The organism is Pseudoduganella sp. R-31, assembly GCF_049913235.1.
In the GTDB taxonomy this organism is placed as follows: Bacteria; Pseudomonadota; Gammaproteobacteria; order Burkholderiales; family Burkholderiaceae_D; genus Rugamonas.
In genome coordinates, this window is the sequence record NZ_CP183986.1 from 5,801,822 (window position 1) to 5,822,875 (window position 21,054).

The window sequence follows — 21,054 nt, forward strand, 5'->3', positions numbered from 1 at the left end:
TATTGACCGCAATGGCAATTACTCCATGGTAATGCCAATTATGTGAATGGCAAAGTTCCTTAGTGTAAAGAAATTCGACATCAAGTATTTGAAGTTCAGCGGTAATAGGCTTCGCTGGCAAACGTGATGAGACCGATCAAGGCTACGGCACTCAGCAGGACGATCAGCAGGCGTCCAAATTTCGGGGTACCGTCGTCATCGTCGGCTGGGCGGTTCTGGTCTGTCATAGTGAAATCAAGGCAGGAGGATGGTGGAGCCCGTGGTGCGGCGCGCCTCAAGATCGCGATGCGCCTGCCCCACATCCGCCAGATTATACCGCTGCTTGATTTCGATCTTCACGTCGCCGCGCGCCACCACGTCGAACAACGACTGCGCGCAAGCCTCGAGGTCGGCGCGCGTCGCCGTGTAGTTGCCCAGCGCAGGACGGGTCAGGAACAGCGAGCCGCGCGAAGCCAGTTCGCCCAGCGAAAAGTTCGCCACCGGACCGGAGGCATTGCCGAAACTGACCATCATGCCGCGCGGGCGCAGGCAATCGAGCGAACCGATAAAGGTGTCCTTGCCGATCGAATCGAACACCGTGGAGACGCCTTTGCCGCCGGTGATCTCGCGCACCCGCTCAGTGAAATTTTCCGTGTTGTAGTTGATTGCGTGGGCGGCGCCATGTTGCAGCGCCAGCGCCACCTTTTCGTCCGAACCGGCGGTGCCGATCAGGTTCACCCCCAAGGCACGCGCCCACTGGCAAGCGATCAGGCCCACGCCTCCGGCCGCCGCATGGAACAGAATCGTGTCGCCCGCCTTGAGCGGCGCCGCGCTGTGGAACAGGTATTGCACCGTCATCCCTTGCAGCATCATGGCCGCCGCGGTATCGCTGCCGATAGAATCGGGCAGCTTCACCAGCAGGCTGGCGGGCATATTGCGCGCCTGCGCGTAGGCGCCATTCGGACGGCCGGCATAGGCCACCCGGTCGCCCACACGCACATGGCTTACGCCCTCGCCCACCGCCTCCACCACGCCGGCGCCTTCCTGTCCGAGCCCGCCCGGCAGCGGCTGCGGATACAGGCCGGTGCGGAAGTACACATCGATAAAGTTAAGGCCGATCGCCTCGTGCCGCACCGTCGCTTCGCCGGGGCCGGGCGCCCCTGTTTCGACATCGACGTATTCCATCACTTCCGGCCCGCCGGTGCGGAACATGCGTATCGCCTTGACCATTCAATACTCCTCTAGTGTGTGATAAAGCCGCGCTCGCGCAGCCATTGCGTCATGCGCGGATAGTGTTCGCGCGCCCAGTGCGTGGAATTGATATATGCGCTGCCCCCATCGAGATCCGTTTCCCACAAGCCGTGCGCGGCGCGCGGCAGCATCCAGACCTGGTGGTCCTTGTGGCCGCTCGCATCCAGCGTCTGCCGGAACAATTCCGCACTCTTATGCACGGGAACGAAGGCGTCCTTCTCGCCGAGGATGTACACCACGGGCGCCTCCAGTTTCTTCAGGTCCGGCAGCGGATCGTAGCTGTAAAAGGCCGTGCTGGTCTCGCTCGGTTTCTCCTTCAAGGTATCCGGCACAATTTCGACCTGGTTGGCCCAGCGCGCATTCTCGCCGACGCGCGCCGCGGCCAGCAATTCGGCCCTATTCGCGCCGCGGCTGGTCACCCAGCGCATCAGCTTTTCCTGGTAGGCGGCGCCGGCCCTCACTTCGTCTTCGCTGAAGCCTTGCGCACGCAGCGAGTTCTCGATGCGGTACACCTCCTGCTCGGCAGGCGGCACGGCCGACGCGGCTTGGGCAATCACGAAGGCGACCTTTTGCGAACGTACCGCCGCCAGCGGCGCCAGCCAGCCGCCCTGGCTGTGGCCCCAGGTGCCGATCGCGCCGGCCTTGATGTCGCTGCGCTTGCCGAGCAGCTCGATACCTGCGATGGCATCGTCGGCCAACTGCTCCATGGTGGCCTTGTTGAACTCACCGGTGGATTTTCCGACGCCGCGCTTGTCGTACATCAGCGCGGCCATGCCGTGGGCCGCGAAGTAATAGGCTTGCAGCGCATAGGCGCCGCGCGGGGCGGGGCTCGACATCTGCGTCAGCACGATGGCCGGGAACGGCCCCTTCCCTTCCGGCAGCACCAGCGTGCCGGACAGGGTGACGTCGCCATTCCTGAACGTGACTTCTTCCGAACGGAATTGCAGGCGCCGGCCGGCCTCTTTCTTGCCGGCCTGCTGCCAGGTCATCTTGCCGCCATCGAAGCGCATCGTGGTTTCGCGCACCGCGGGATTCAGGTTGCCGGCGCCGGCGTAATACACGTTCTCGCTTTCGGCGAACATGGAAGCGTAGCGGCCCGTGCTCATATCGGTGTAGAACATTTGCGGGAAGTCGCCCCATTCCGACAGCACGACGATGCGCTTGCCAGGGAATTCGTAGGCGCCCAGCAGCGGCTGGTGACGGGCTGGATCATCGGCCAGGGTGCGGCGGAAAGCAAATTGGCCCTCCTTCCCGTTCAGGCTCACTTTGCCGGCCAGCAGGTCGCCTTGCAGCTTCCCGTCAAACTGCAGCACGCCGTCCGGGCCGGGTAGGTTGAAGCGCACCTGCCTATCCTGCTGCGCGACGGCGTCCAGCGGCAGGCCTTTTTTCTCAAAGGCGGGCATGTCGACAGTGGCTTTGCCATCCGCGCCAAAGTGCGGCCGCAGGAAATTGAAATCATTGCCGACGCCGTAGGTGCCGACCCAATGGCCGGCCAGCGCAGGCGTTGCGGCATGCGCAGCGAACGTGGCCGATGCGGCAGCAATGGCGGCGATCGCGCCAAGGATGGATTTCATGCAGGCTCTCCTCTATCTTGTAATGAGGGCGCTACATTGCCAGCGCGCGCGGCGCCGGCCAAGAATCATGCGACAGGCTGCGATTTTGCGGCATCAGCCTGCAGTTGCGACAGCACCAGGTGGGCGCTTGCCAAATTGGTAGCGCAAGCAACGTTGTGCACGTCGCAGGCGCGCACCAGTGCATTGATATCCGGCTCGTGCGGCTGTGGCGTCATCGGGTCGCGCAGGAAGATGATGGCGTCGATATGGCCATCTACCAGCAGGGAGCCGATCTGCAGGTCGCCGCCCAGCGGGCCGGAGTGCTTGCGCTCCACGGTCAGGCCCACTTCTGCAATCAGGCGGCCGCCCGTGGTACCGGTCGCGCACAGCTTGCAGGTGCGCAGGAAGGCAGCGTACTCGCGGGCCAGCGCGATCATGTCGTCTTTTTTCTTGTCGTGGGCAATCAGGGCAATGCGGGGCATCATTTCTCTTTACCTTTCACTTTCGACAGCAGATAGATACCGGCCAGCACCAGGACCGTTCCCGCCAGTTGCCAGCTGGTGACGGGTTCGGACAGGATGACGGCGCCAAAGAACAGGGTGGAGACAGGACCGATCATGCCCGCCAGCGAAGCCGGGCCGGCGCCAATGCGCTGCACGGCGACCATGGTCATAAATACCGGCATCACCGTGCACAGGATGCCGTTCACCAGCGACAGGCCGTACACCTCCATCGGCTGCACCAGCAGTCCAGCAGGCCGCAGGATAAAAAACTGGCCGATGCAGGCGGCGCTCGACACGCACATGGCATACGACACCAGGCGCAGCGAGCCAAGGCGCTTGACCATTTCGCCGGACCCCAGCAGGTACAGCGCGTAGGCCAGCGCGGAACCCAGCACCAGCAGCGAACCCAGGGCTACGTTGCTGCCGCCATCGCGCAGGTCGTGGAAGAACACCAGCACAATGCCGGCGTAGGCAGTCAGCAGCGAGAGCCACTGGCTGCGGCCGATGTGCTTCTTCAGCCATAAGGCGGAGCCCAGCAGCACGAAGGTCGGCGTCAGGAACAGGATCAGCCGCTCCAGCCCGACGGTAATGAACTGCAGTCCGAGGAAATCGAGATAGGATGACAGGTAGTAGCCGACCAGGCCCAGGCCGATCAGGCGCCAGGCATCGGCGCGGCTCAAAGGCGGATCGGTGCGCATCTTCCACAGCGCGATGGCGGCGAAGACAGGCAGCGAGAACAGCATGCGGAAGGCGATCACCGTGACCGCGTCGAGGTGGTAGCGGTACAGCAGCTTGGCCACGATGGCCTTGGTGGAAAACAGGACGGCGCCGCCGATAGCAATCGCCAGCCCTCCCAGGTAGGCGGCGCGTTTGCCCTGCGGTTCCGATGTGGCTATTTCCATGCCACCATTGTAGCGGCAAGCCGCCAGGCTTGCTGGCGGCCCGTTAAAACCGGCAAGTCAGTGCCTGACCCGCAGGGTCAGGCACTGGTCTGCGGCCGCCGCATGCCGGGTGCCCGACCCTGCGGGCCGGGCACCGTTGTGCCGGTTTTGACGGCGTTTAAGACACGACTACGGCCGCCTGGCCAGCGGTGACGGTGGCGGTCGTGACCTTGGCGATCACGGTCGCGGGCGCATTGCCGCCAACCAGTTTGTTCACCTGCTTGAACTGGGCCACCAGCGAGCCCGGGGTCAGGGTCACCACAGTAAAGCCCTGCGCATCGGTGTTCACGTGACGCAGCCATGGGTTGCTGTTCAGACTGGACAGCTGCTGCGCCAGGCCGACCAGGGTGGCGAAGTTGGAGTCGGCCTTGATAGCCGACAGCACGGCATCCATGGTGGCGTCCAGGACGGTCTCCGGCACGCCTTTCGCGCCAAGCGCGCCGCGCAACTGGATCATCAGCGAAGTCGCCAGGGAATCGGCGGTCGGCGACACCTTGCCCATCGTGTAGTCCAGCAGGTTGACGTTCAGCGCGATGGTGCCGACGTTCGGCACCGGCACGGACAGCGGCAGGGACACCAGCGTGCCCAGGCTGCCAAGGCTCGCCGAAGCTTCGCGCAGGTAGGTGAAGAAGGAATCGGAGCTGACGCCGGCCGATACCAGGTCCACCATCACCGGCGTGCCGCCGCCCGCCGCGTCGTAATCGTCATTCACTGTGCCGGCGAAGAAGGAATGGATGTCGCCGGTCAGCGCCACCACGTTGCCGATGCCGTTGGTCTTCAGGTGCGCCATCAGGTTCTTGCGTTCGGCGTTATAGCCGTCCCACTGGTCGCAGTTGATCAGGAACTTGCGGAAATAAGGCGCCAGCGCGGCGGCCTGGCCCGATGCAAGCACAAACACCGATGCTGCGCCCTTGGCCTGCACATCCGGCTTGATGTAGCCGATCGCGATGCCTTGCGCGGCTGCGGTAGCCTGGGCAACAGCGTTGCCGCCCGACTTGGCTGAGTTTTCCGCCTGGCCGAATGCCAGCACCGCCACGCTGGCCTGGGTCGAGTTCAGCCCGGCGCCGACGGCAGCCGTCAGGCGCGCGCTGGTGTCGCCGCCTCCGGCGGCGGAAGTGGCGATCGCAGTCGCGGCCGCAGCAGCCACGGAAACCGAAGCGCCGGCGGTCATGGCGCCGACAATCGCGCTGGCAACCGGCACATTGCCGCCGGTTGAGGTTGCAGCCGTGGTGCCGATGTCGGTGGCCAGCTTGGCAACCGCCTGCAGCGCCACCAGGGTGGCGATGGCGTCAGTGCCGCTCAGGCCCATGCGCAGCAGCGACACTTCGTTGCCCCACAGTTTCCAGGTCGAGGTGGAAGCCTTCATGGTGTTCTTCCACCAGTCGCGCTGGGCGGCGCCCAGCATGCTGATGGCGGCCAATGGATCGGAGCCGCCCACGGCAGCCACTTTCTGCGCTTCGGCGGCGCTGTACAGGTCCTGCGCCACCAGGTAGCGCGCGCCGATGCTGCCCAGCGGCTGGCCTGTGGCCGGATTGGCCATCTGCTCCGGCACCACGTGGTCGGCGCGATACAGGCGCTCGTCGGTCATCACCAGTTGCATCAATTTACCGAACTGGAAATCACGGTAGATCCTGATGTTCTGGAAGCCGGTGGCCGCACTGTCCAGCGTGACGTCGGCCGGCATGAACTCGAACCAGGCCTGGTTTGCGCTGCGGCGGCGGTTGGTGTCGTGCTTTTCGCCTTCCGAATAGGTCTGGGTATCGCCCCAGGAATCGTCGCTGAACTCGTGGTCATCCCAGATCGCGATGAAGGCGAAGCGCTCGTGCACGGCCTGCAGGCGGGTGTCGGTACGGTATTTCTTGTACAGGTAGCGGTAGTCGGCCAGGGTGGTCGCGTATTTCGCGCCCGAGCTGCCATTCTTGAAAGTACCGTCCGGCAGGGTCAGTGCGCCATGGCGGGATTCGACCGAGCCAACCTGGAAGGCCTCGCCCACGGTCTCGTAAATGTAGTCGCCAAGGTGGACGATGAAGTCCAGTTTTTCATTTTTGGCAATATGATCCAGGGCGCCCCAGTGGTTGATGCTCCAGTCCTGGCAGGTCAGGTAGGCAAACTGCAGCTGCGACACGCTGGCGTCGGCCGCCGGCGCGGTCTTGAAGCGGGCCACGTTGGAACGCACGTCGCCTGCGCTGAACTGGTAAAAGTAAACGGTATTCGGCTGCAGGCCGGTGACCTTGTGGCGGATCGTATTATCGAAATCGGCATTCAGTTCAATCTGGGCATCGACCACCATCGTGCCTTCGAGCGCCTTGTTGCCGCCCAGGGATGCCGTATTGTCAGCCGCGGAGACCTGCACGCGCACCGTTACGCCGCTCCTGACGGTGACGGTGGCCACGTCGTCGAGGGAGGTAGGCACCACGCGGGTCCACAGCATGATGCTGTCAGCGCGCGGGTCGCCGGAGGCTACGCTTTGCGGAAACTTCCAGCTGGCGCCGGTCGCGGGCGGCAAGCCGGGTGCCGGCGGGGTGTAATCGCTGCCGCCGCAGCCCACCAGGCCGCTGGTGGCAGCCGATACAGTAATGAAGCCGCCCAATTTGATAAATTGCCGACGATCCATAAGTCTCCTTCAATATAAAAGTTGTTGTTTTACGATGGTAACTTTACAAGCCGATGAAATGCCCTCGAGGAAAGCTACTAAACATGCCTGCAAGGGGTGCCTTGGCACTTTTGGTCGCGCCGGCGCGACAAATTCATAGAGGTACCGGTATGCTAGAATGTCGCCCTCGATTGCATACCGTCTAAGGAAGATTGAACATGGCTGGACACAGCAAATGGGCCAATATTAAGCATAAAAAGGCTGCAACGGACGCGAAACGCGGCAAAATCTGGACGCGTCTGATCAAGGAAATCACGGTGGCTGCACGCATGGGCGGCGGCGACCTGAACTCCAATCCGCGCCTGCGCCTGGCAGTCGACAAGGCCGCTGACGCCAATATGCCGAAGGACAACGTGAACCGCGCCATTACGCGCGGCACCGGCGGCGGCGACGGCGCCAACTATGAAGAAGTGCGCTATGAAGGCTACGGCATCGGCGGCGCGGCCATCATTGTGGACTGCATGACCGACAACCGCGTGCGTACCGTGGCTGAAGTGCGCCATGCCTTCAACAAATACGGCGGCAATATGGGTACCGAAGGTTCCGTGGCGTTCATGTTCCAGCACACCGGCCAGTTCCTGTTCGCCCCGGGCACCGATGAAGCCAAGCTGATGGACGCCGCGCTGGAAGCCGGCGCCGAAGACGTGGTGACCGACGAAGAAGGCGGCATCGAAGTGCTGTGCGGCCCGCACGATTTCGCCGGCGTGAAGGATGCGCTGGAAGCGGCTGGCTTCAAGGCCGAAGTGGCGGAAGTGATCATGAAGCCTGCCACCGAGACCGTATTCACCGGTGAAGACGCAGCCAGGATGCAAAAGCTGCTGGATGCACTGGAAAACCTGGACGACGTCCAGGAAATCTATACCAACGCTGTCATCGAAGAATAATCCTTATGAAGATCCTGGTAGTCGGCTCGGGTGGCCGTGAACACGCTTTGGCTTGGAAACTGGCGCAGTCGGAACGCGTACAGATGGTCTATGTTGCGCCTGGCAACGGCGGCACCGCGCGCGATGTGCGCCTGGAAAACGTGCCGATCACCGACCTGAACGCGCTGGCCGATTTCGTCGAGCAAGAGCACATCGGCCTGACCGTGGTCGGCCCGGAAGTGCCGCTGGCTGCCGGCATCGTCAACCTGTTCCGCGCGCGCGGCCTGAAAATCTTTGGCCCGACCAAAGAGGCTGCGCAGCTCGAGTCGTCCAAGGATTTCGCCAAGGCCTTCATGAAGCGCCACGGCATCCCGACCGCCGAATACGAAACCTTCGCCGACGCCAAGGCAGCCCACGCGTACGTGGATGCCAAGGGCGCGCCGATCGTCATCAAGGCCGACGGCCTGGCCGCCGGCAAGGGCGTGGTGGTTGCCATGACGCTGGAAGAAGCGCATGGCGCGGTCGACCACATGCTGTCCGATAACGCCTTCGGCGACGCTGGCGCGCGCATCGTGATCGAGGAATTCCTGGCCGGCGAAGAAGCATCCTTCATCGTCATGTGCGACGGCAAGAACGTACTGCCGCTGGCCACCTCGCAAGACCACAAACGCCTGATGGACAACGACCAGGGCCCGAACACCGGCGGCATGGGCGCCTACTCCCCTGCCCCGATCGTGACCCCGGCCATGCATGCGCGCGTGATGCGCGAGATCATCATGCCTACCATCCAGGGCATGGCGAAAGACGGCATCCAGTTCACCGGCTTCCTGTACGCGGGCCTGATGATCGACGCCGCCGGCAACCCGAAAACGCTGGAATTCAACTGCCGCATGGGCGACCCGGAAACCCAGCCTATCATGACGCGCCTGAAGACCGACCTGCTGGGCGTGATGGAATACGCCGTCAACGGTAGCCTGGACCAGGTGGAACTGGAATGGGACCGCCGCACCGCCGTAGGCGTGGTGCTGGCAGCCGCCGGCTACCCTGACGCGCCGCGCAAGGGCGACCACATCCACGGCATTCCGGCTGAAACCCCGGATTCGGTCACTTTCCACGCTGGCACCACCGATGACACGGAGGGCAAGCTGATCACCTCCGGTGGCCGCGTGCTGTGCGTGGTGGGCCTGGGCGACAACGTGAAAATGGCGCAGAAGCAGGCTTACGAAGCGGTCGACAAGATCGGCTTCGAAGGCGTGCAGTTCCGCCGCGATATCGGCTGGCGGGGCTTGAAGCACTAAAACCAGTAAACCGGTGTCAGACCCACAGGGTCCGACACCAGCCGGCGACCGCCGCGTAACGGGGTGTCTGACCCTGCGGGTCAGACACTGGTTTACCGGTTTAAGGAAGAAAGCAAGAAGAAAATGACCGCCCCCAACCCACAAGAAGTCAAAGCCTGGCTCTTAGGCCTGCAAGACCGCATCATCTCCGCCCTGGAGGATGTGGACGGCAAGCCATTCCTGCGCGATGCGTGGGAACGCCCGGAAGGCGGCGGCGGTATCTCGCGCCTGGTCGAAGAAGGCAACGTCTTCGAGCGCGGCGGCTGCAACTTCAGCCACGTGACCGGCGCCAAGCTGCCGCCATCGGCCTCGGCGCACCGTCCGGAGCTGGGCGGCCAGCCATGGGAAGCCATGGGCGTCAGCCTGGTGCTGCACCCGCGCAATCCGTACGCGCCGACAGTGCACATGAACGTGCGCTTCTTCAGCACCAGCACCGCCGACGGCAAGCCGGTCTGGTGGTTCGGCGGCGGCATGGACCTGACGCCCTATTACGGCAACAGGGAAGACGCGAAGCACTTCCACGCCACCTGCCGCGATGCGCTGGCGCCATATGGCGAGAACCTGCACCCGAAATTCAAGAAATGGTGCGACGAGTATTTCTACCTGAAGCACCGCAAGGAAGCGCGCGGCGTGGGCGGCATCTTCTTCGATGACTTCAACGCCCTTGGCTTCGAGAAGAGTTTTGAAATGACCCGCAGCGTGGGCGACGCATTCCTGGCCGCCTACCTGCCGATCGTGAAAGCCCGCAAGGACACGCCCTACGGTGAACGCGAACGCGACTTTCAGGCCTACCGCCGCGGACGTTACGTCGAGTTCAACCTGGTGTTCGACCGCGGCACCCTGTTCGGCCTGCAGTCCGGCGGCCGCACGGAGGCGATCCTGATGTCGATGCCGCCGGTCGTCAAATGGCGCTACGACTGGCACCCGGAAGACGGCAGCCCCGAAGCGGCGCTGACCACCGACTTCCTGCCGCACCGCGACTGGCTGGCCGAGTGAAACGCTGCATCGCACTGCTGGGAGGCAGTTTCGATCCGGTGCACAACGGCCACGTCGCGCTTGGCAAGCAATTTGTCCAGCTGCTGAACGCCGATGCACTGCTCGTCATTCCGGCCCTGCCCTGGCAAAAGGGCGCGCTGGTGGCGACGCCGCAGCAGCGGGTGGACATGCTGACTTTGGCCTTCCAAGGCCTGCCCTGCCCCGTCACGATCGACTGGCAGGAACTGGCGCGCGGCAGCGCCACTTATACGATCGAAACGTTGCGGGCAATCCGCGCCGACGTAGGGCCCGATGTATCGCTGGCCTTCCTGATGGGCGCGGACCAGCTGCAGCGACTGAATACCTGGCACGAATGGCGCAACCTGTTCGACCTGGCCCACTTCTGCGTGGCGGCCAGGCCCGGCTTCGAGCTGGACGACGCCCACGTGCCGGCCGAGGTGGCAGCTGAATTCCAGCGCCGCCTGGCCACGCCGGATCAGGTCAGGAACACCCCGGCGGGCATGACCATGCTGGCGGCTGATTTAGCCGTCGACATCTCGGCCACTGCCATTCGTGCTGCATTACAACGTGGGGATGGGGCGAACTCGCTTCTGCCAGCGGTAGTGCTAGACTATATTGAACAACATAATTTGTATAAGAACTAAATAATGGATATCAAAAAACTGCAATCCATCGTCGTGGACGCCCTGGAAGACGTCAAGGGCCAGGAAATCGTCCTGTTCGACACCACCGGGCTGACCAGCCTCTTCGATCGCATCGCCATCGCTTCCGGTACTTCCAACCGCCAGACCAAGGCACTGGCTGCCTCGGTGCGCGACAAGGTGAAGGAAGCCGGCGGCGACGTGATCGGCATCGAGGGTGAAGACACCGGCGAATGGGTGCTGGTGGACCTGGGCGACATGATCGTCCACATCATGCAGGCGCCGATCCGCGCTTACTACCGCCTGGAAGAAATCTGGGGCGAAAAGCCGGTGAAACTGGGCGCCGCCAAGCGCAAGTCCACCGCCGAAGGCAAGGCTGCAGCGGAAAAAGAGGCTGCGCCGAAGAAATCCGGCCACCTGGCTGCCACCAAGGCTGCCAAAGCCGCCGAAGCCGTGGTCGAGAAGAAAGCAGCGGCCAAGAAGCCTGGCACCGTGAAGGCAACCGCCGCTGCCGGCGCCGTGGCCAAGAAAGCCGCCGCCAAAAAGGCCGCGCCGAAGGTCGTCGCGCCGGAAGGCAAGAAAGTGAAGGTTGCTTCCACCAAGACCGCCGAGGCATCCGCCAAGGCCGCCAAGGAAAAGAAAGCCGCCGCTGCAGCCGCAACGCCGGTCAAGACCGTCATCAAGCGCCTGAAGAAGGCTGCTGCGGCTGAGTAAGTGCAGCTGATCATCGCTGCGGTCGGCCACAAGATGCCGGCCTGGATCGAGAATGGCTTCACCGAATACGTGAAGCGCATGCCGCCGGAACTGCGCATCGTGCTGAAGGAAATCAAGCCCGTTGAGCGTTCCGGCAGCAAGACGGCAGCCACCGCCATGGCCCTGGAAAGGGAGCGTATCGAGGCGGCCCTGCCGAAATCGGTGCGCATCATCGCCCTCGATGAGCGTGGCAAGGACCTGACCAGCGTGGGCCTGTCCCAGCAGCTGGAAGCCTGGCAGCAGGATGGCCGCGATACGGCCTTCCTGATCGGCGGCGCCGACGGCCTCGATCCGGGGCTGAAGGCCAGGGCGGAAGGCATGATTCGCCTGTCCAGCCTGACCCTTCCGCATGGCATGGTACGCGTCATGCTGGCCGAACAGTTGTACAGGGCGTGGACAATAACGCAAAACCACCCTTATCATCGTGTCTAAACCCTAAGGCATACGATGAAACTGGCCGAAAAAAAGATCTACCTGGCTTCCAAGAGTCCACGCCGGCGCGAATTGCTGCGCCAGATCGGCGTGGACTTTGAGTTGCTCCTGCTGCGTAATGACGGCCCGCGCGGGCCGGATGTCAGCGAAGACGTCCATGCCGGCGAAGAGCCGCTGGCCTATGTCGGCCGCGTGGCCCAGGAAAAAGCCGACTTCGCCTGGGACATGATCCAGCGCCGCCGCCTGATCCTGCGCCCCATCCTGGCCGCCGACACCACCGTCACCATCGACGGCGAAATCCTCGGCAAGCCGGCCAATGTGCGCGAAGCCACCGACATGCTGCACAAGCTGTCCGGCCGCACCCACCAGGTCTTGACCTCGGTGGCCGTGCATTCGCAGGATTTTTCCGGCCATATCACCCAGGTCTCCGACGTCCGCTTCGGCAAGCTGACGGAGGCCGAGATCAAGACTTACTGCGCCACCACCGAGCCTTACGACAAGGCCGGCGGCTATGGCATCCAGGGCCTGGCCGCCCTGTTCGTTGAACACATCGAAGGCAGCCACTCCGGCATCATGGGCCTGCCGCTGTACGAAACGGCGCAACTGTTGCGCCAGGCAGGATTGAAACTCCCCTGATGAACGAAGATATCCTCATTAATATCACCCCCCAGGAAACCCGCGTCGCCCTCATCGTCCAGGGCGCCGTGCAGGAACTGCATATCGAGCGCACGCTGACGCGCGGCCTGGCGGGCAACGTCTATTCCGGCAAAGTGGTGCGGGTGCTGCCCGGCATGCAGTCGGCCTTCATCGACATCGGCCTGGAACGCGCAGCCTTCCTGCACGTGGCCGATATCTGGGAAGCCCGCCCGCATGACGGCGCCCAGAACGCGACCCCGACCCCGATCGAAAAACTGCTGTTCGACGGCCAGGTGCTGACCGTGCAGGTGATCAAGGATCCGATCGGCACCAAGGGCGCGCGCCTGTCGACGCAGATCTCGATTGCCGGCCGCATGCTGGTCTACCTGCCCCAGGACGGCCATATCGGCATCTCGCAGAAGATCGAAAAAGAGTCCGACCGCGAAGCGCTGCGCGCGCGCATGCAAGGCCTGCTGCCGGAAGACGAAAAAGGCGGCTACATCGTGCGCACCCAGGCGGAAGACGCCTCGGACAGCGACCTGCAGGCCGACGTCGAATACCTGCGCAAGACCTGGGGCGCGATCTGCCACGGTGCGCGCACCCGCCCGCCCACTTCCCTGCTGCACCAGGACTTGAGCCTGGCGCAGCGCGTGCTGCGCGACTTCGTGCATGACGAGACGGCCACCATCCAGGTCGATTCGCGCGAAAACTTCCTGTCGCTGACGGAGTTCGGCCGCGTCTACACGCCGTCGGTCCTGTCGCGTTTGCAGCACTACACCGGCGAGCGCCCGCTGTTCGACCTGTATGGCGTGGAAGAAGAAATCCACCGCGCCCTGGGCCGCCGCGTCGACCTGAAGTCCGGCGGCTACCTGATCGTCGACCAGACCGAGGCCATGACGACCATTGACGTCAACACCGGCGGCTTCGTCGGCGGCCGCAATTTTGCCGACACCATCTTCAAGACCAACCTGGAAGCCGCGCACGCCATCGCGCGCCAACTGCGCCTGCGCAACCTGGGCGGCATCATCATCCTCGACTTCATCGACATGGAGAACAACGAGCACCGCAACGCCGTGCTCGCGGAGCTGAAGAAGGCCCTGGCCCGCGACCGCACCAAGGTGTCGGTGTCCGGCTTCTCCGCGCTGGGACTGGTGGAGATGACGCGCAAGCGCACGCGCGAATCGCTGGCCCACATCCTGTGCGAGCCCTGCCCCGCCTGCGAAGGCAAAGGCCAGGTCAAGACCTCGCGCACCATCTGCTACGAAATCCTGCGCGAACTGCTGCGCGAAGCCAAGCAGTTCAACCCGCGCGAATTCCGCATCCTCGCCTCGCAGGAAGTAGTCGACCTGTTCCTGGAAGAAGAATCGCAGCATCTGGCGATGCTGGGCGACTTCATTGGCAAGAAGATTTCGCTGCAGGTCGAGACCAGCTACCATCAGGAGCAGTACGACGTTATCCTGATGTGACGAAGACTTACGCCAATTACTTCTCGACTGCCGGCGGCGATGCGGTGACTCTGCCAACACTGAAGTAGCCGTTGAAGCGGCGGTCTTTATCCTCGAAGCCGATGCGTTTGGCCGGCGTGGCGCCGTCCGGTTCATTGCCGTCGAGCGGATTGGCATCGCAATACGGCGCGCAAGCCCATGCCTCGCCCCCAGTGTAGCGCGCGTTCAAGCTGAGAACGTTGTTTGACCTGGCCTGAACATATTGGCCGAATGGGACCGAAGTAAAGCTGTCGCCCTTCCCAGCCGCCAGCTGTGCATGGGTTCCTCCTACCAAGACCAGGTTGTATCCGTTTTCCAGCCGATGCCGCAGGAAATTTTCGCCCATTGCGGCGTTGCTGTCTGCAACTCCCCTTCCCGGTACAAAACCGACCACCGGTACACCTTTCAGCGCGCGGTGCAGTTCCAGCATGGCCAGGCTGGTTCGCCCATCATGCACCCGCCAGCGCGGTGATGACAACAAAGCCGCTTCGTCGATTTCGCCACGCAGGTACTTTGCCGTATGTTCGGTGTCTGCGGCATCAAGCTCCAGGAACACCTTGACCGTCTCTCCGCGGTCGAGGAACTCACGGACGCAGGCGGAGAAGAATGCTGGAATCTCGTTCGTGCCATGGATCTCGCCAAAAATGACAGTCCCCGCCTGCGGCAGGCGCTGTTTCAACGCTGCATGGCAGCTTGCCTGCGCCACCGACGCAAACATCATCCCCACCGCCAGCGCTCCGCTCATCAAGGTACGCATACCTAGCCTCCTGTGAAAGTTGGCGGAGTATAGCGTTAATACTAAGGAAATTTTCTATTGAAAAATCACGGTGATGGCGGTTGCCAGCGACTGCGGCTGCTCGAGCGGAATCAGGTGGCCTGCGTGGGGGATTGTCGCCAGCTTTGCGCCAGGGATGCCCTCGGCCAGTTCGCGCGCTTCTTCGGGCCTGCGCAACTGGTCTCCGGCTGCCGCGACAACCAGGGTCGGACATTGGATGTCGGACAGGCAGGCTGTATCGGCGTCGCGCACAATCAGCGACTGGCGCACGAAGACCTCGCGGCCCAGGCGTTCGCCCATCGCGCGCACCCGCGCCACCAGCGCTTCGTTGGCAACATTGTCGCGATGCAGCGATTGCGCGATGGCGGCGCGGCCCAGTCCACGGAAAGGGCCGAGCGGCGTGGCGCGCGCGGCCCTGGTACGCTGTTCGACCTGCAGCGGCAGATCAGCCCGGCTGGAAGTGGCGACCAGCGCCAGCGCCTGCACGCGGCCGGGCGCGAGACGGACGATTTCGCGCGCGACATATCCGCCCATCGAGAAACCGAGCAAGGTGAATCGCGACGGGCACTTCGCCAGCACGGCCTGCGCCATGGAAGCAATGGAATCGCCTTCGGCCAGGCTGGCGAAATGCAGCGGGAGTTCAGGAGGCAGGAACGGCAGCATGCCATCCCATAAGGCGTCGTCCAGCATATAGCCGGGAATCAGGACCAGCGGTGTCATGCCGCGAGTATACCCCCGGTGCCGGCAGCTGGCACGGCCCCGAGGGCAAGTTCAATGTCCCATCATCTCATTCCACTGCGGCAGCAGCACAATGCTGTTCGGGTTCAAGCCGGCGTTCTTCAGCGTGTCCATGCTGGTGACGACGGTGCCGGACTGCAGGTCAACCACGGTGACCGAACCATCGCTCATGCCCGGCAGGTTGAGCAAGGCATTCTGCACGAAGGCGTATTTGCCGTCCTTGGTAAAGGCCACGTGGTGCGCGCCTTCCGCTGCGGGGATGGACTTGAGCAGCTTTGGCTCGCCGGCCTTGGCTGAAATGTCGAAGACGTGCAGTTGGCCCGGCTTCGCGCTGGTTACGTACATGCGCGTGGCGGCCTTGTTGAAGTAGATCTCAAGCGGTACGCCTGCCTTGGCCTCGGCAAAGTCGTACACCTGCGCCACTTCGAAGTCCTTCTTGTCCTTGTTCCAGCTTGCGGTCCACAGCGTGCCGCCATACATATTGGTGATGTAGGCCACGGCGGGTTTTGCATTCGGCACGAACAGGACTTCGACCGGCGCTTCGCCTGCGGGTGAAGCTTTCCTCGATACCTTGTAGGTGCCCAGCACCTTGCCGGTGCTGGCTTCCACCGCGCTGATCACTTCCCCCGGGTCGCCCAGGTCGGAGGCGCGCACGGTCGACGTGAGCAGGATGCGGTCTGCCGCACCGGAAACGGCCAGCCCATGCGGATATGGCGCCGCCACCTTGATGGTGGAAAGCACCTTGTCGCTATGGGCGTCGCCCACCACCATGGCCTGGCTGCCCATGCAGCTCACATACCAGCGCTTGTGGTCGGGTGAGAAGGCGATATCCTCGCCCACGCTGCAGTCGGGAATGTTGACGGTGGTCATGGCATAGTCCTTCGACTTCATGTCCATCACGCGCAGCTCGGTCTTGCCCAGCGCCGTGATGTAGGCCTTGCTCATGTCGTGGTTGTAGAAGATGTGGTGCGCCACCAGGTCGGCCGGCAGCGGGATGTCCTTGACGATCTTGCCGAAGGCCTTGGAGTTGGGATCGACATCGACAATCGCGATGCCCTCCTTGCGTGACGCCGGCGCCACGGGATTCTTGAGCGCCTTGAGCGACTCGGCGGACTTGCTTTCATAATTCATCATCGCCAGGATTTCGGCGCTGGCCAGGGCGGGGATGCCCAGGGCGACCGCGAGGGGAAGCAGGAAACGGATACGCATGGTCCACTCCTTCTTGTGCAGGGTCAGTCGTTGCATATTACGCCTGCTGGACTAGAATCTCCATATGCGCCTGCCCCGCCAATACTGGCTGTTTGCAACGCTAACGCTGTTGGCAGGGACGCCTGTGTGGTCCGCGCAACAAAGTGCCAGCTTCGAAGTCAGGCAGCAGCGCATTGCCAATCCGGCACCCACCGTGCGCGTGCCGCAGGGCGATACGCTGGTGCTCGAATTACGCAGCGATACAGCGCTCGACCTGCACCTGCATGGCTATGACCGGATGTTGTCGCTCAAGCCCGGCATCCCGGGGCGCCTGCAGCTGCAGGCACAAGCCGCGGGCCGCTTTCCCCTTGCGGCGCATGGCAAGGGGCACCACCACGCGCCGGCGCTGCTTTACGTGGAAGTCATTCCCAGATGAAGCGCTGGCTGCTGGCAGCCATTCCCCTGCCTGCGCTGGCGCACGGATTCGGCCAGCGCTTCGACCTGCCGCTGCCCTTGTGGATGTTCATGGCAGGCGCCGCGGCCACTGTCGCTGTCACCTTCCTCTTGCTGGCGCGCCAGCGCAATATGCAGCCACGCCCCGTTGGGCAAGCTTTCATTTTGCTTCGAAAAGTGCCCCTGGCTGGCGCGCTCGCGACCAGCCTGCGGCTGGCGGTGCTGGCACTGTACCTTCTCGTGCTGTGCGCCGGGTTTGTCGGCACGCAGAACCCCTTTAAGAATATCGCGCCCGCCATGGTCTGGGCCATTTGGTGGGTCGGCATGGCCTTCGTATCGGCCTTGCTGGGCGACCTGTGGGCGCTGGTCAATCCGCTCAATACCCTTTGCCGCTGGACGCTGGGCGACCGCCCCGGCAAGCTGGCCTGGCCCCAATGGGCAGGCGTGTGGCCGGCCGCCCTGCTATTCCTCGCCTTCGTGAACATGGAATTGAACTGGGAGGGCAGCGAGCAGCCGGCCAGCCTGGCGGCCGCCATGCTGGCTTATTCCTGCCTTTCCTGGCTGGGCATGTTCGTGTTCGGGCGGCGCACATGGCTGGCGCATGGCGAGGTGTTTGCCGTGGTCTTCGGCTTGCTGGCGCGCTTTGCGCCCAACCAGGTGCAGGACGGCCGCTGGCAATTGCGTCCTTTCGGCGCCGGACTGCTGGTCGGCGCGCCGCTGGGCTGGTCGCACGTCGTGCTGGTGATGCTGATGCTGGCCTCCGTCAGTTTTGATGGCCTGCTGGAGACCCAACTGTGGCTGGATTTGCAAGCCGCCCTGCCATGGCCGCCCGCCCTGCTGCGCGCCGCCGCGCTATGCCTCTTGCCGGCCTTGTTCCTGCTGGGCTATCTTGCCGTATGCCGTGCCATTGCCTGGTGCGGCGGTGGCGCTTCGCTGGCCGCGACCGCCGGCTGGTACGTGCTGACGCTGGTGCCGATCGCAATTGCCTACCATTTCGCCCACTACCTGTCCTTCCTGGCGATGGCGGGGCAATACCTGATCCCCCTCGCTTCCGATCCGCTCAACCTGGGGTGGGACCTGTTCGGCACGCGCTTCTACTTCATCCGGCTAGGCATCGTGGATGCGCGCATGGTCTGGTACGTGTCGCTGTCCGCCATCGTGGCGGGGCACGTGGCGGCGGTCTGGCTAGGGCACCAGACTGCCTTGCGCCAGTTCGGCACACGCGCCAGCCGCAGCCAGTTGCCGATGCTAGCGCTGATGGTGTCTTACACCTTGCTGAGCCTCTGGATCATTGCCCAGCCGGTGGTCAACGGCTGAGCATTGGCTCCAGCGTTTGCCACACTTGACCGGAACTGATGCCGTGCATGCAGTTCTGATGGCCGAGCGGGCATTCGCGCTGGCGGCATGGCGAGCATTCCAGTCGCAGGGAGATCGAGGCGGCCAGGTCGGAGAATGGCGGCGCGTGATCAGGATCGGTCGGGCCGTAGATGGCGATCACCGGCCGGTTCAGCGCGGAGGCCACATGCAGCAGCCCGGAGTCGTTGCTGACCACAGCCGCAGACCGCGCAATCAAAGCCACGGCATCGGACAGGCTGGTCTTGCCGGCCAGGCTGACCAGGCCGGCAGGGGCGCCGGCTGCAGCAATGACGTCGTCGCAAGTCGGGCCATCCTTGGGCGAACCGAGGAGCGCAACCTGGGCTTGCGGGTCGCGCGCCAGGATATGCTGAGCCAGCTGGCCGAAATGCGCGGGCGGCCAGCGCTTGGCGCCCCCGAACTCGGCGCCGGGTGCAAACACCACCAGCGGGCGCGCCGGGTCCAGGCCGACCTTGGCGCAGGCAGCGGCCATTTGCTCGCTGCTGGCGGCCATGCGCGGCTTGGGCAGGCCGCTGCGCAGCGGCGCTCCCGGCGCGTCGGCCAGGGCGGCGTAGAACGGCACCATCGGCCTCGGCGGCGTGTCGTCATGGTGCATCACGTTGATCAAGCCATAACGGCTTTCTCCCTTGTAGCCGACGCGGCGCGGAATGCCAGCCAGCCAGGGGATCAGGGCGTACTTCAGCGTATTGGGCAGGATATAGGCGTCAGCGTAGCCGCGCTGGCGCAGCAGGCGCGCATAGCGCCAGCGCTCCTTCAACTGCAGTGCGCCATGGCGGAACGGCGTTTCCAGCACTTCGGCCACTTCCGGCATCTGGCGCCAGACCGGCGACACGGCCGGCGGCGCCAGCACGTCGATCGGGCGCTCCGGGTGCAGCGCTTTCAGGCGCTGCAGCAGCGGCTGCGCCATCACGGCATCGCCGATCCAGTTGGGAGAAATCACCAGGGTCCTCACCGGCAGGCCTCCTGTCCGGCGCAATTCGAATCGTGCATCCGGCACTGGTATACTGGCGGATTGGCGTCCGCCAGCAGGACGGCATTTCTTCTTAATCTTTTGGCATCCATGCAACTAGCTTCAACCATCTCGTTAATTATCACCACATACAATCGTCCGGACGCCCTGACGGCCGTGGTGGAGGCCTGTTTTGCGCAGGACGATCAAGATTTCGAGATCATTATCGCCGATGACGGATCGACCAACAACACGCGGGATACCGTGGCCGCCTTGCAGGCGCGCTCCCCGGTGCCGCTGAAGCACGTGTGGCAGGAAGATATCGGTTTTCGCGCGGCGCGCGCGCGCAACCTGGGCATTCTTGCAGCGCAAGGCGAATACATCGTCTTCATCGACGGCGACTGCGTGCCGCAGAAGAACTTCATCTCCAGCCACCGCCGCCTGGCCAGGCGCGGCCATGTGGTGACGGGCAGCCGCGTGCTGCTTAGCGAAGCCTATACGCGTCGACTGCTGGAGCAGCACCTCGACATCCAGCGCCTTGGCCCCTTGGAGAAACTCAAGCTGTACCTGACCGGCGGCGCCAATAAATTCCTGCAGACGATACTGACCTTGCCGGACGTGGGGCGTGAAAGCAAACACTTTACCTGGCGCCGTATCAAGAGCTGCAATATGGCGGCATGGCGCAGCGACCTTGACCTGGTGAACGGCTTCGACGAGAGCTTCACCGGCTGGGGCCACGAAGATTCCGACCTGGTGCTGCGCCTGTTCAACGCGGGCGTGATGCGCAAGAGCGGGGCCTTTGCCACCGAGGTCTATCACCTGTGGCACCGCGAAGCGAAACGCGACCAGGAATCAAGCAACCGCTCGGCGGTGCTGCAGCGGGCAATCGACAAGACCACGCAAGCCGTGGCCGGCCTGCGCGAGCTGCGCGCCAGCGCAACTTAAGCACGCAATTTAGTCGCGTAGCGCGACGCGCACCAGGTCGGCCACGTTATCCACGCCCAGCTTGGCCATCAGGCGCGCCTTGTGGACTTCCACGGTGCGCACGCTGATGTTCAGCTGGGGGGCGATCTCCCGGTTATGGCGTCCCATCACCACCAACTCGAACACTTCGCGCTCACGCGGAGTCAGCTCGGCCAGCAACTGGTCGCGCTGCTGGCGGCGGTCGTGGTCCTGGCGCTGGCGCAACTGCATCGAGAACGCTTCCTCGATGGCCGCAATCAGCTTGTCGTCGTCGAACGGCTTTTCCAGGAAATCGACGGCGCGCGCCTTGAAGGCTTCGCGCGCCGAGCTGACGTCGCCATGGCCGGTCACGATAATCACCGGCAGCAGGCAGTTCATCTCGTTGAGCTTGCGCTGCAAGGCCAGGCCGTCCATGCCGCCCATGCGGATGTCGGCCACCAGGCAGCCGGCCCATTCGGGCAGCCAGGCCTGCAGGAAGGCTTCGGCACTGGCAAAAACGGCGGTGCGATAACCGCGCACGCCCAGCAGCAGGCCAAGGGCATCGCGCAGCGACGGATCATCGTCGACAATGAAAACGGTAAGGTTTGACAAG

At 63.6% G+C, this 21,054-nt stretch carries 22 protein-coding genes; 11 read left to right on the forward strand and 11 right to left on the reverse strand.

All coding sequences use genetic code 11. The features are described 5' to 3' along the window. Window positions 1–95: 95 nt before the first annotated feature. From ACN9MY_RS26420 to ACN9MY_RS26445, 6 genes are all read right to left on the reverse strand, one after another. On the reverse strand, window positions 96–227 hold the full coding sequence (locus ACN9MY_RS26420) for a hypothetical protein (protein WP_426164449.1): 132 nt from the start codon (window positions 225–227) through the stop codon (window positions 96–98). A 7-nt stretch (window positions 228–234) separates the two neighbouring features. Then, complete coding sequence (locus tag ACN9MY_RS26425) at window positions 235–1,209, reverse strand: quinone oxidoreductase family protein (RefSeq protein ID WP_426319127.1); 975 nt, start codon at window positions 1,207–1,209, stop codon at window positions 235–237. An 11-nt stretch (window positions 1,210–1,220) separates the two neighbouring features. After that, entirely contained in the window at window positions 1,221–2,804 is a 1,584-nt protein-coding gene (locus tag ACN9MY_RS26430) for an alpha/beta hydrolase family protein (RefSeq protein ID WP_426319128.1), read from the reverse strand. A gap of 65 nt (window positions 2,805–2,869) precedes the next feature. Next, the gene (locus ACN9MY_RS26435) at window positions 2,870–3,268 is read right to left on the reverse strand and encodes a methylglyoxal synthase (protein WP_426319129.1); all 399 of its coding nucleotides are present in this window, start codon (window positions 3,266–3,268) and stop codon (window positions 2,870–2,872) included. Continuing rightward, on the reverse strand, window positions 3,265–4,188 hold the full coding sequence (locus tag ACN9MY_RS26440; RefSeq protein ID WP_426319130.1) for a DMT family transporter: 924 nt from the start codon (window positions 4,186–4,188) through the stop codon (window positions 3,265–3,267). The genes ACN9MY_RS26435 and ACN9MY_RS26440 overlap by 4 nt, the downstream gene beginning before the upstream one ends. A gap of 157 nt (window positions 4,189–4,345) precedes the next feature. Beyond that, the gene (locus ACN9MY_RS26445; RefSeq protein ID WP_426336367.1) at window positions 4,346–6,841 is read right to left on the reverse strand and encodes an alkaline phosphatase D family protein; all 2,496 of its coding nucleotides are present in this window, start codon (window positions 6,839–6,841) and stop codon (window positions 4,346–4,348) included. Between the two features lie 197 nt (window positions 6,842–7,038). Here ACN9MY_RS26445 and ACN9MY_RS26450 point away from each other — a divergent pair, with 197 nt between their 5' ends. From ACN9MY_RS26450 to rng, 8 genes are all read left to right on the forward strand, one after another. Continuing rightward, complete coding sequence (locus ACN9MY_RS26450; protein ID WP_426319132.1) at window positions 7,039–7,764, forward strand: YebC/PmpR family DNA-binding transcriptional regulator; 726 nt, start codon at window positions 7,039–7,041, stop codon at window positions 7,762–7,764. A 5-nt stretch (window positions 7,765–7,769) separates the two neighbouring features. Beyond that, window positions 7,770–9,041, forward strand: coding sequence for a phosphoribosylamine--glycine ligase (purD, locus tag ACN9MY_RS26455; RefSeq protein ID WP_426164464.1), 1,272 nt, complete (start codon window positions 7,770–7,772; stop codon window positions 9,039–9,041). 123 nt (window positions 9,042–9,164) lie between these two features. After that, window positions 9,165–10,076: an oxygen-dependent coproporphyrinogen oxidase gene (hemF, locus tag ACN9MY_RS26460; RefSeq protein ID WP_426319133.1), complete on the forward strand. Its 912-nt coding sequence runs from the start codon at window positions 9,165–9,167 to the stop codon at window positions 10,074–10,076. Continuing rightward, a complete protein-coding gene (locus tag ACN9MY_RS26465) occupies window positions 10,073–10,720 on the forward strand; it encodes a nicotinate-nucleotide adenylyltransferase (protein ID WP_426164468.1) in 648 nt (215 codons plus the stop codon). Before hemF ends, ACN9MY_RS26465 begins: the two co-directional genes overlap by 4 nt. 3 nt (window positions 10,721–10,723) lie before the next feature. Next, window positions 10,724–11,431: a ribosome silencing factor gene (gene rsfS, locus ACN9MY_RS26470; protein ID WP_426164470.1), complete on the forward strand. Its 708-nt coding sequence runs from the start codon at window positions 10,724–10,726 to the stop codon at window positions 11,429–11,431. After that, complete coding sequence (gene rlmH / locus ACN9MY_RS26475; protein WP_426164472.1) at window positions 11,432–11,902, forward strand: 23S rRNA (pseudouridine(1915)-N(3))-methyltransferase RlmH; 471 nt, start codon at window positions 11,432–11,434, stop codon at window positions 11,900–11,902. A gap of 15 nt (window positions 11,903–11,917) precedes the next feature. After that, complete coding sequence (locus ACN9MY_RS26480; RefSeq protein ID WP_426164474.1) at window positions 11,918–12,538, forward strand: Maf family protein; 621 nt, start codon at window positions 11,918–11,920, stop codon at window positions 12,536–12,538. After that, on the forward strand, window positions 12,538–14,004 hold the full coding sequence (gene rng, locus ACN9MY_RS26485; protein WP_426164476.1) for a ribonuclease G: 1,467 nt from the start codon (window positions 12,538–12,540) through the stop codon (window positions 14,002–14,004). Before ACN9MY_RS26480 ends, rng begins: the two co-directional genes overlap by 1 nt. A 16-nt stretch (window positions 14,005–14,020) precedes the next feature. On the opposite strand, the gene ACN9MY_RS26490 is transcribed toward rng, so the two are convergent. From ACN9MY_RS26490 to ACN9MY_RS26500, 3 genes are read right to left on the reverse strand one after another with little or no spacing between them, the layout of a single operon-like run. Continuing rightward, window positions 14,021–14,779: a hypothetical protein gene (locus ACN9MY_RS26490; RefSeq protein ID WP_426319136.1), complete on the reverse strand. Its 759-nt coding sequence runs from the start codon at window positions 14,777–14,779 to the stop codon at window positions 14,021–14,023. Window positions 14,780–14,833: 54 nt separating this feature from the next. Then, complete coding sequence (locus tag ACN9MY_RS26495) at window positions 14,834–15,517, reverse strand: alpha/beta fold hydrolase (protein ID WP_426319137.1); 684 nt, start codon at window positions 15,515–15,517, stop codon at window positions 14,834–14,836. Between the two features lie 51 nt (window positions 15,518–15,568). Further along, window positions 15,569–16,780 carry a YncE family protein gene (locus ACN9MY_RS26500; protein WP_426336368.1) on the reverse strand — a complete coding sequence of 404 codons (1,212 nt, stop codon included), beginning with the start codon at window positions 16,778–16,780 and terminating at the stop codon, window positions 15,569–15,571. Between the two features lie 28 nt (window positions 16,781–16,808). On the opposite strand from ACN9MY_RS26500, the gene ACN9MY_RS26505 reads away from it, so the two are divergent. Next, complete coding sequence (locus tag ACN9MY_RS26505) at window positions 16,809–17,159, forward strand: hypothetical protein (RefSeq protein ID WP_426164484.1); 351 nt, start codon at window positions 16,809–16,811, stop codon at window positions 17,157–17,159. After that, the gene (locus ACN9MY_RS26510; RefSeq protein WP_426336369.1) at window positions 17,156–18,493 is read left to right on the forward strand and encodes a hypothetical protein; all 1,338 of its coding nucleotides are present in this window, start codon (window positions 17,156–17,158) and stop codon (window positions 18,491–18,493) included. Before ACN9MY_RS26505 ends, ACN9MY_RS26510 begins: the two co-directional genes overlap by 4 nt. On the opposite strand, the gene waaF is transcribed toward ACN9MY_RS26510, so the two are convergent. Next, the gene (gene waaF, locus ACN9MY_RS26515; RefSeq protein WP_426336370.1) at window positions 18,483–19,502 is read right to left on the reverse strand and encodes a lipopolysaccharide heptosyltransferase II; all 1,020 of its coding nucleotides are present in this window, start codon (window positions 19,500–19,502) and stop codon (window positions 18,483–18,485) included. The genes ACN9MY_RS26510 and waaF overlap by 11 nt on opposite strands. A 108-nt stretch (window positions 19,503–19,610) precedes the next feature. Between waaF and ACN9MY_RS26520 the strand changes: the two genes are divergently transcribed. Then, window positions 19,611–20,444, forward strand: a complete 834-nt coding sequence (locus ACN9MY_RS26520; RefSeq protein ID WP_426336371.1) for a glycosyltransferase family 2 protein — start codon at window positions 19,611–19,613, stop codon at window positions 20,442–20,444. 9 nt (window positions 20,445–20,453) lie between these two features. Here ACN9MY_RS26520 and ACN9MY_RS26525 read toward each other — a convergent pair whose 3' ends face one another. Next, on the reverse strand, window positions 20,454–21,053 hold the full coding sequence (locus tag ACN9MY_RS26525) for a response regulator transcription factor (RefSeq protein ID WP_426336372.1): 600 nt from the start codon (window positions 21,051–21,053) through the stop codon (window positions 20,454–20,456). Window position 21,054: the final 1 nt, after the last annotated feature.

What these genes read in the sequence shown, in the direction of transcription:
- ACN9MY_RS26420 (WP_426164449.1), bottom strand. Translation starts at nt 227, where the DNA reads ATGACAGACCAGAACCGCCCAGCCGACGATGACGACGGTACCCCGAAA.
- ACN9MY_RS26425 (WP_426319127.1), bottom strand. Translation starts at nt 1,209, where the DNA reads ATGGTCAAGGCGATACGCATGTTCCGCACCGGCGGGCCGGAAGTGATG.
- ACN9MY_RS26430 (WP_426319128.1), bottom strand. Translation starts at nt 2,804, where the DNA reads ATGAAATCCATCCTTGGCGCGATCGCCGCCATTGCTGCCGCATCGGCC.
- ACN9MY_RS26435 (WP_426319129.1), bottom strand. Translation starts at nt 3,268, where the DNA reads ATGATGCCCCGCATTGCCCTGATTGCCCACGACAAGAAAAAAGACGAC.
- ACN9MY_RS26440 (WP_426319130.1), bottom strand. Translation starts at nt 4,188, where the DNA reads ATGGAAATAGCCACATCGGAACCGCAGGGCAAACGCGCCGCCTACCTG.
- ACN9MY_RS26445 (WP_426336367.1), bottom strand. Translation starts at nt 6,841, where the DNA reads ATGGATCGTCGGCAATTTATCAAATTGGGCGGCTTCATTACTGTATCG.
- ACN9MY_RS26450 (WP_426319132.1), top strand. Translation starts at nt 7,039, where the DNA reads ATGGCTGGACACAGCAAATGGGCCAATATTAAGCATAAAAAGGCTGCA.
- purD (WP_426164464.1), top strand. Translation starts at nt 7,770, where the DNA reads ATGAAGATCCTGGTAGTCGGCTCGGGTGGCCGTGAACACGCTTTGGCT.
- hemF (WP_426319133.1), top strand. Translation starts at nt 9,165, where the DNA reads ATGACCGCCCCCAACCCACAAGAAGTCAAAGCCTGGCTCTTAGGCCTG.
- rsfS (WP_426164470.1), top strand. Translation starts at nt 10,724, where the DNA reads ATGGATATCAAAAAACTGCAATCCATCGTCGTGGACGCCCTGGAAGAC.
- ACN9MY_RS26480 (WP_426164474.1), top strand. Translation starts at nt 11,918, where the DNA reads ATGAAACTGGCCGAAAAAAAGATCTACCTGGCTTCCAAGAGTCCACGC.
- rng (WP_426164476.1), top strand. Translation starts at nt 12,538, where the DNA reads ATGAACGAAGATATCCTCATTAATATCACCCCCCAGGAAACCCGCGTC.
- ACN9MY_RS26490 (WP_426319136.1), bottom strand. Translation starts at nt 14,779, where the DNA reads ATGCGTACCTTGATGAGCGGAGCGCTGGCGGTGGGGATGATGTTTGCG.
- ACN9MY_RS26495 (WP_426319137.1), bottom strand. Translation starts at nt 15,517, where the DNA reads ATGACACCGCTGGTCCTGATTCCCGGCTATATGCTGGACGACGCCTTA.
- ACN9MY_RS26500 (WP_426336368.1), bottom strand. Translation starts at nt 16,780, where the DNA reads ATGCAACGACTGACCCTGCACAAGAAGGAGTGGACCATGCGTATCCGT.
- ACN9MY_RS26505 (WP_426164484.1), top strand. Translation starts at nt 16,809, where the DNA reads ATGCGCCTGCCCCGCCAATACTGGCTGTTTGCAACGCTAACGCTGTTG.
- ACN9MY_RS26510 (WP_426336369.1), top strand. Translation starts at nt 17,156, where the DNA reads ATGAAGCGCTGGCTGCTGGCAGCCATTCCCCTGCCTGCGCTGGCGCAC.
- ACN9MY_RS26520 (WP_426336371.1), top strand. Translation starts at nt 19,611, where the DNA reads ATGCAACTAGCTTCAACCATCTCGTTAATTATCACCACATACAATCGT.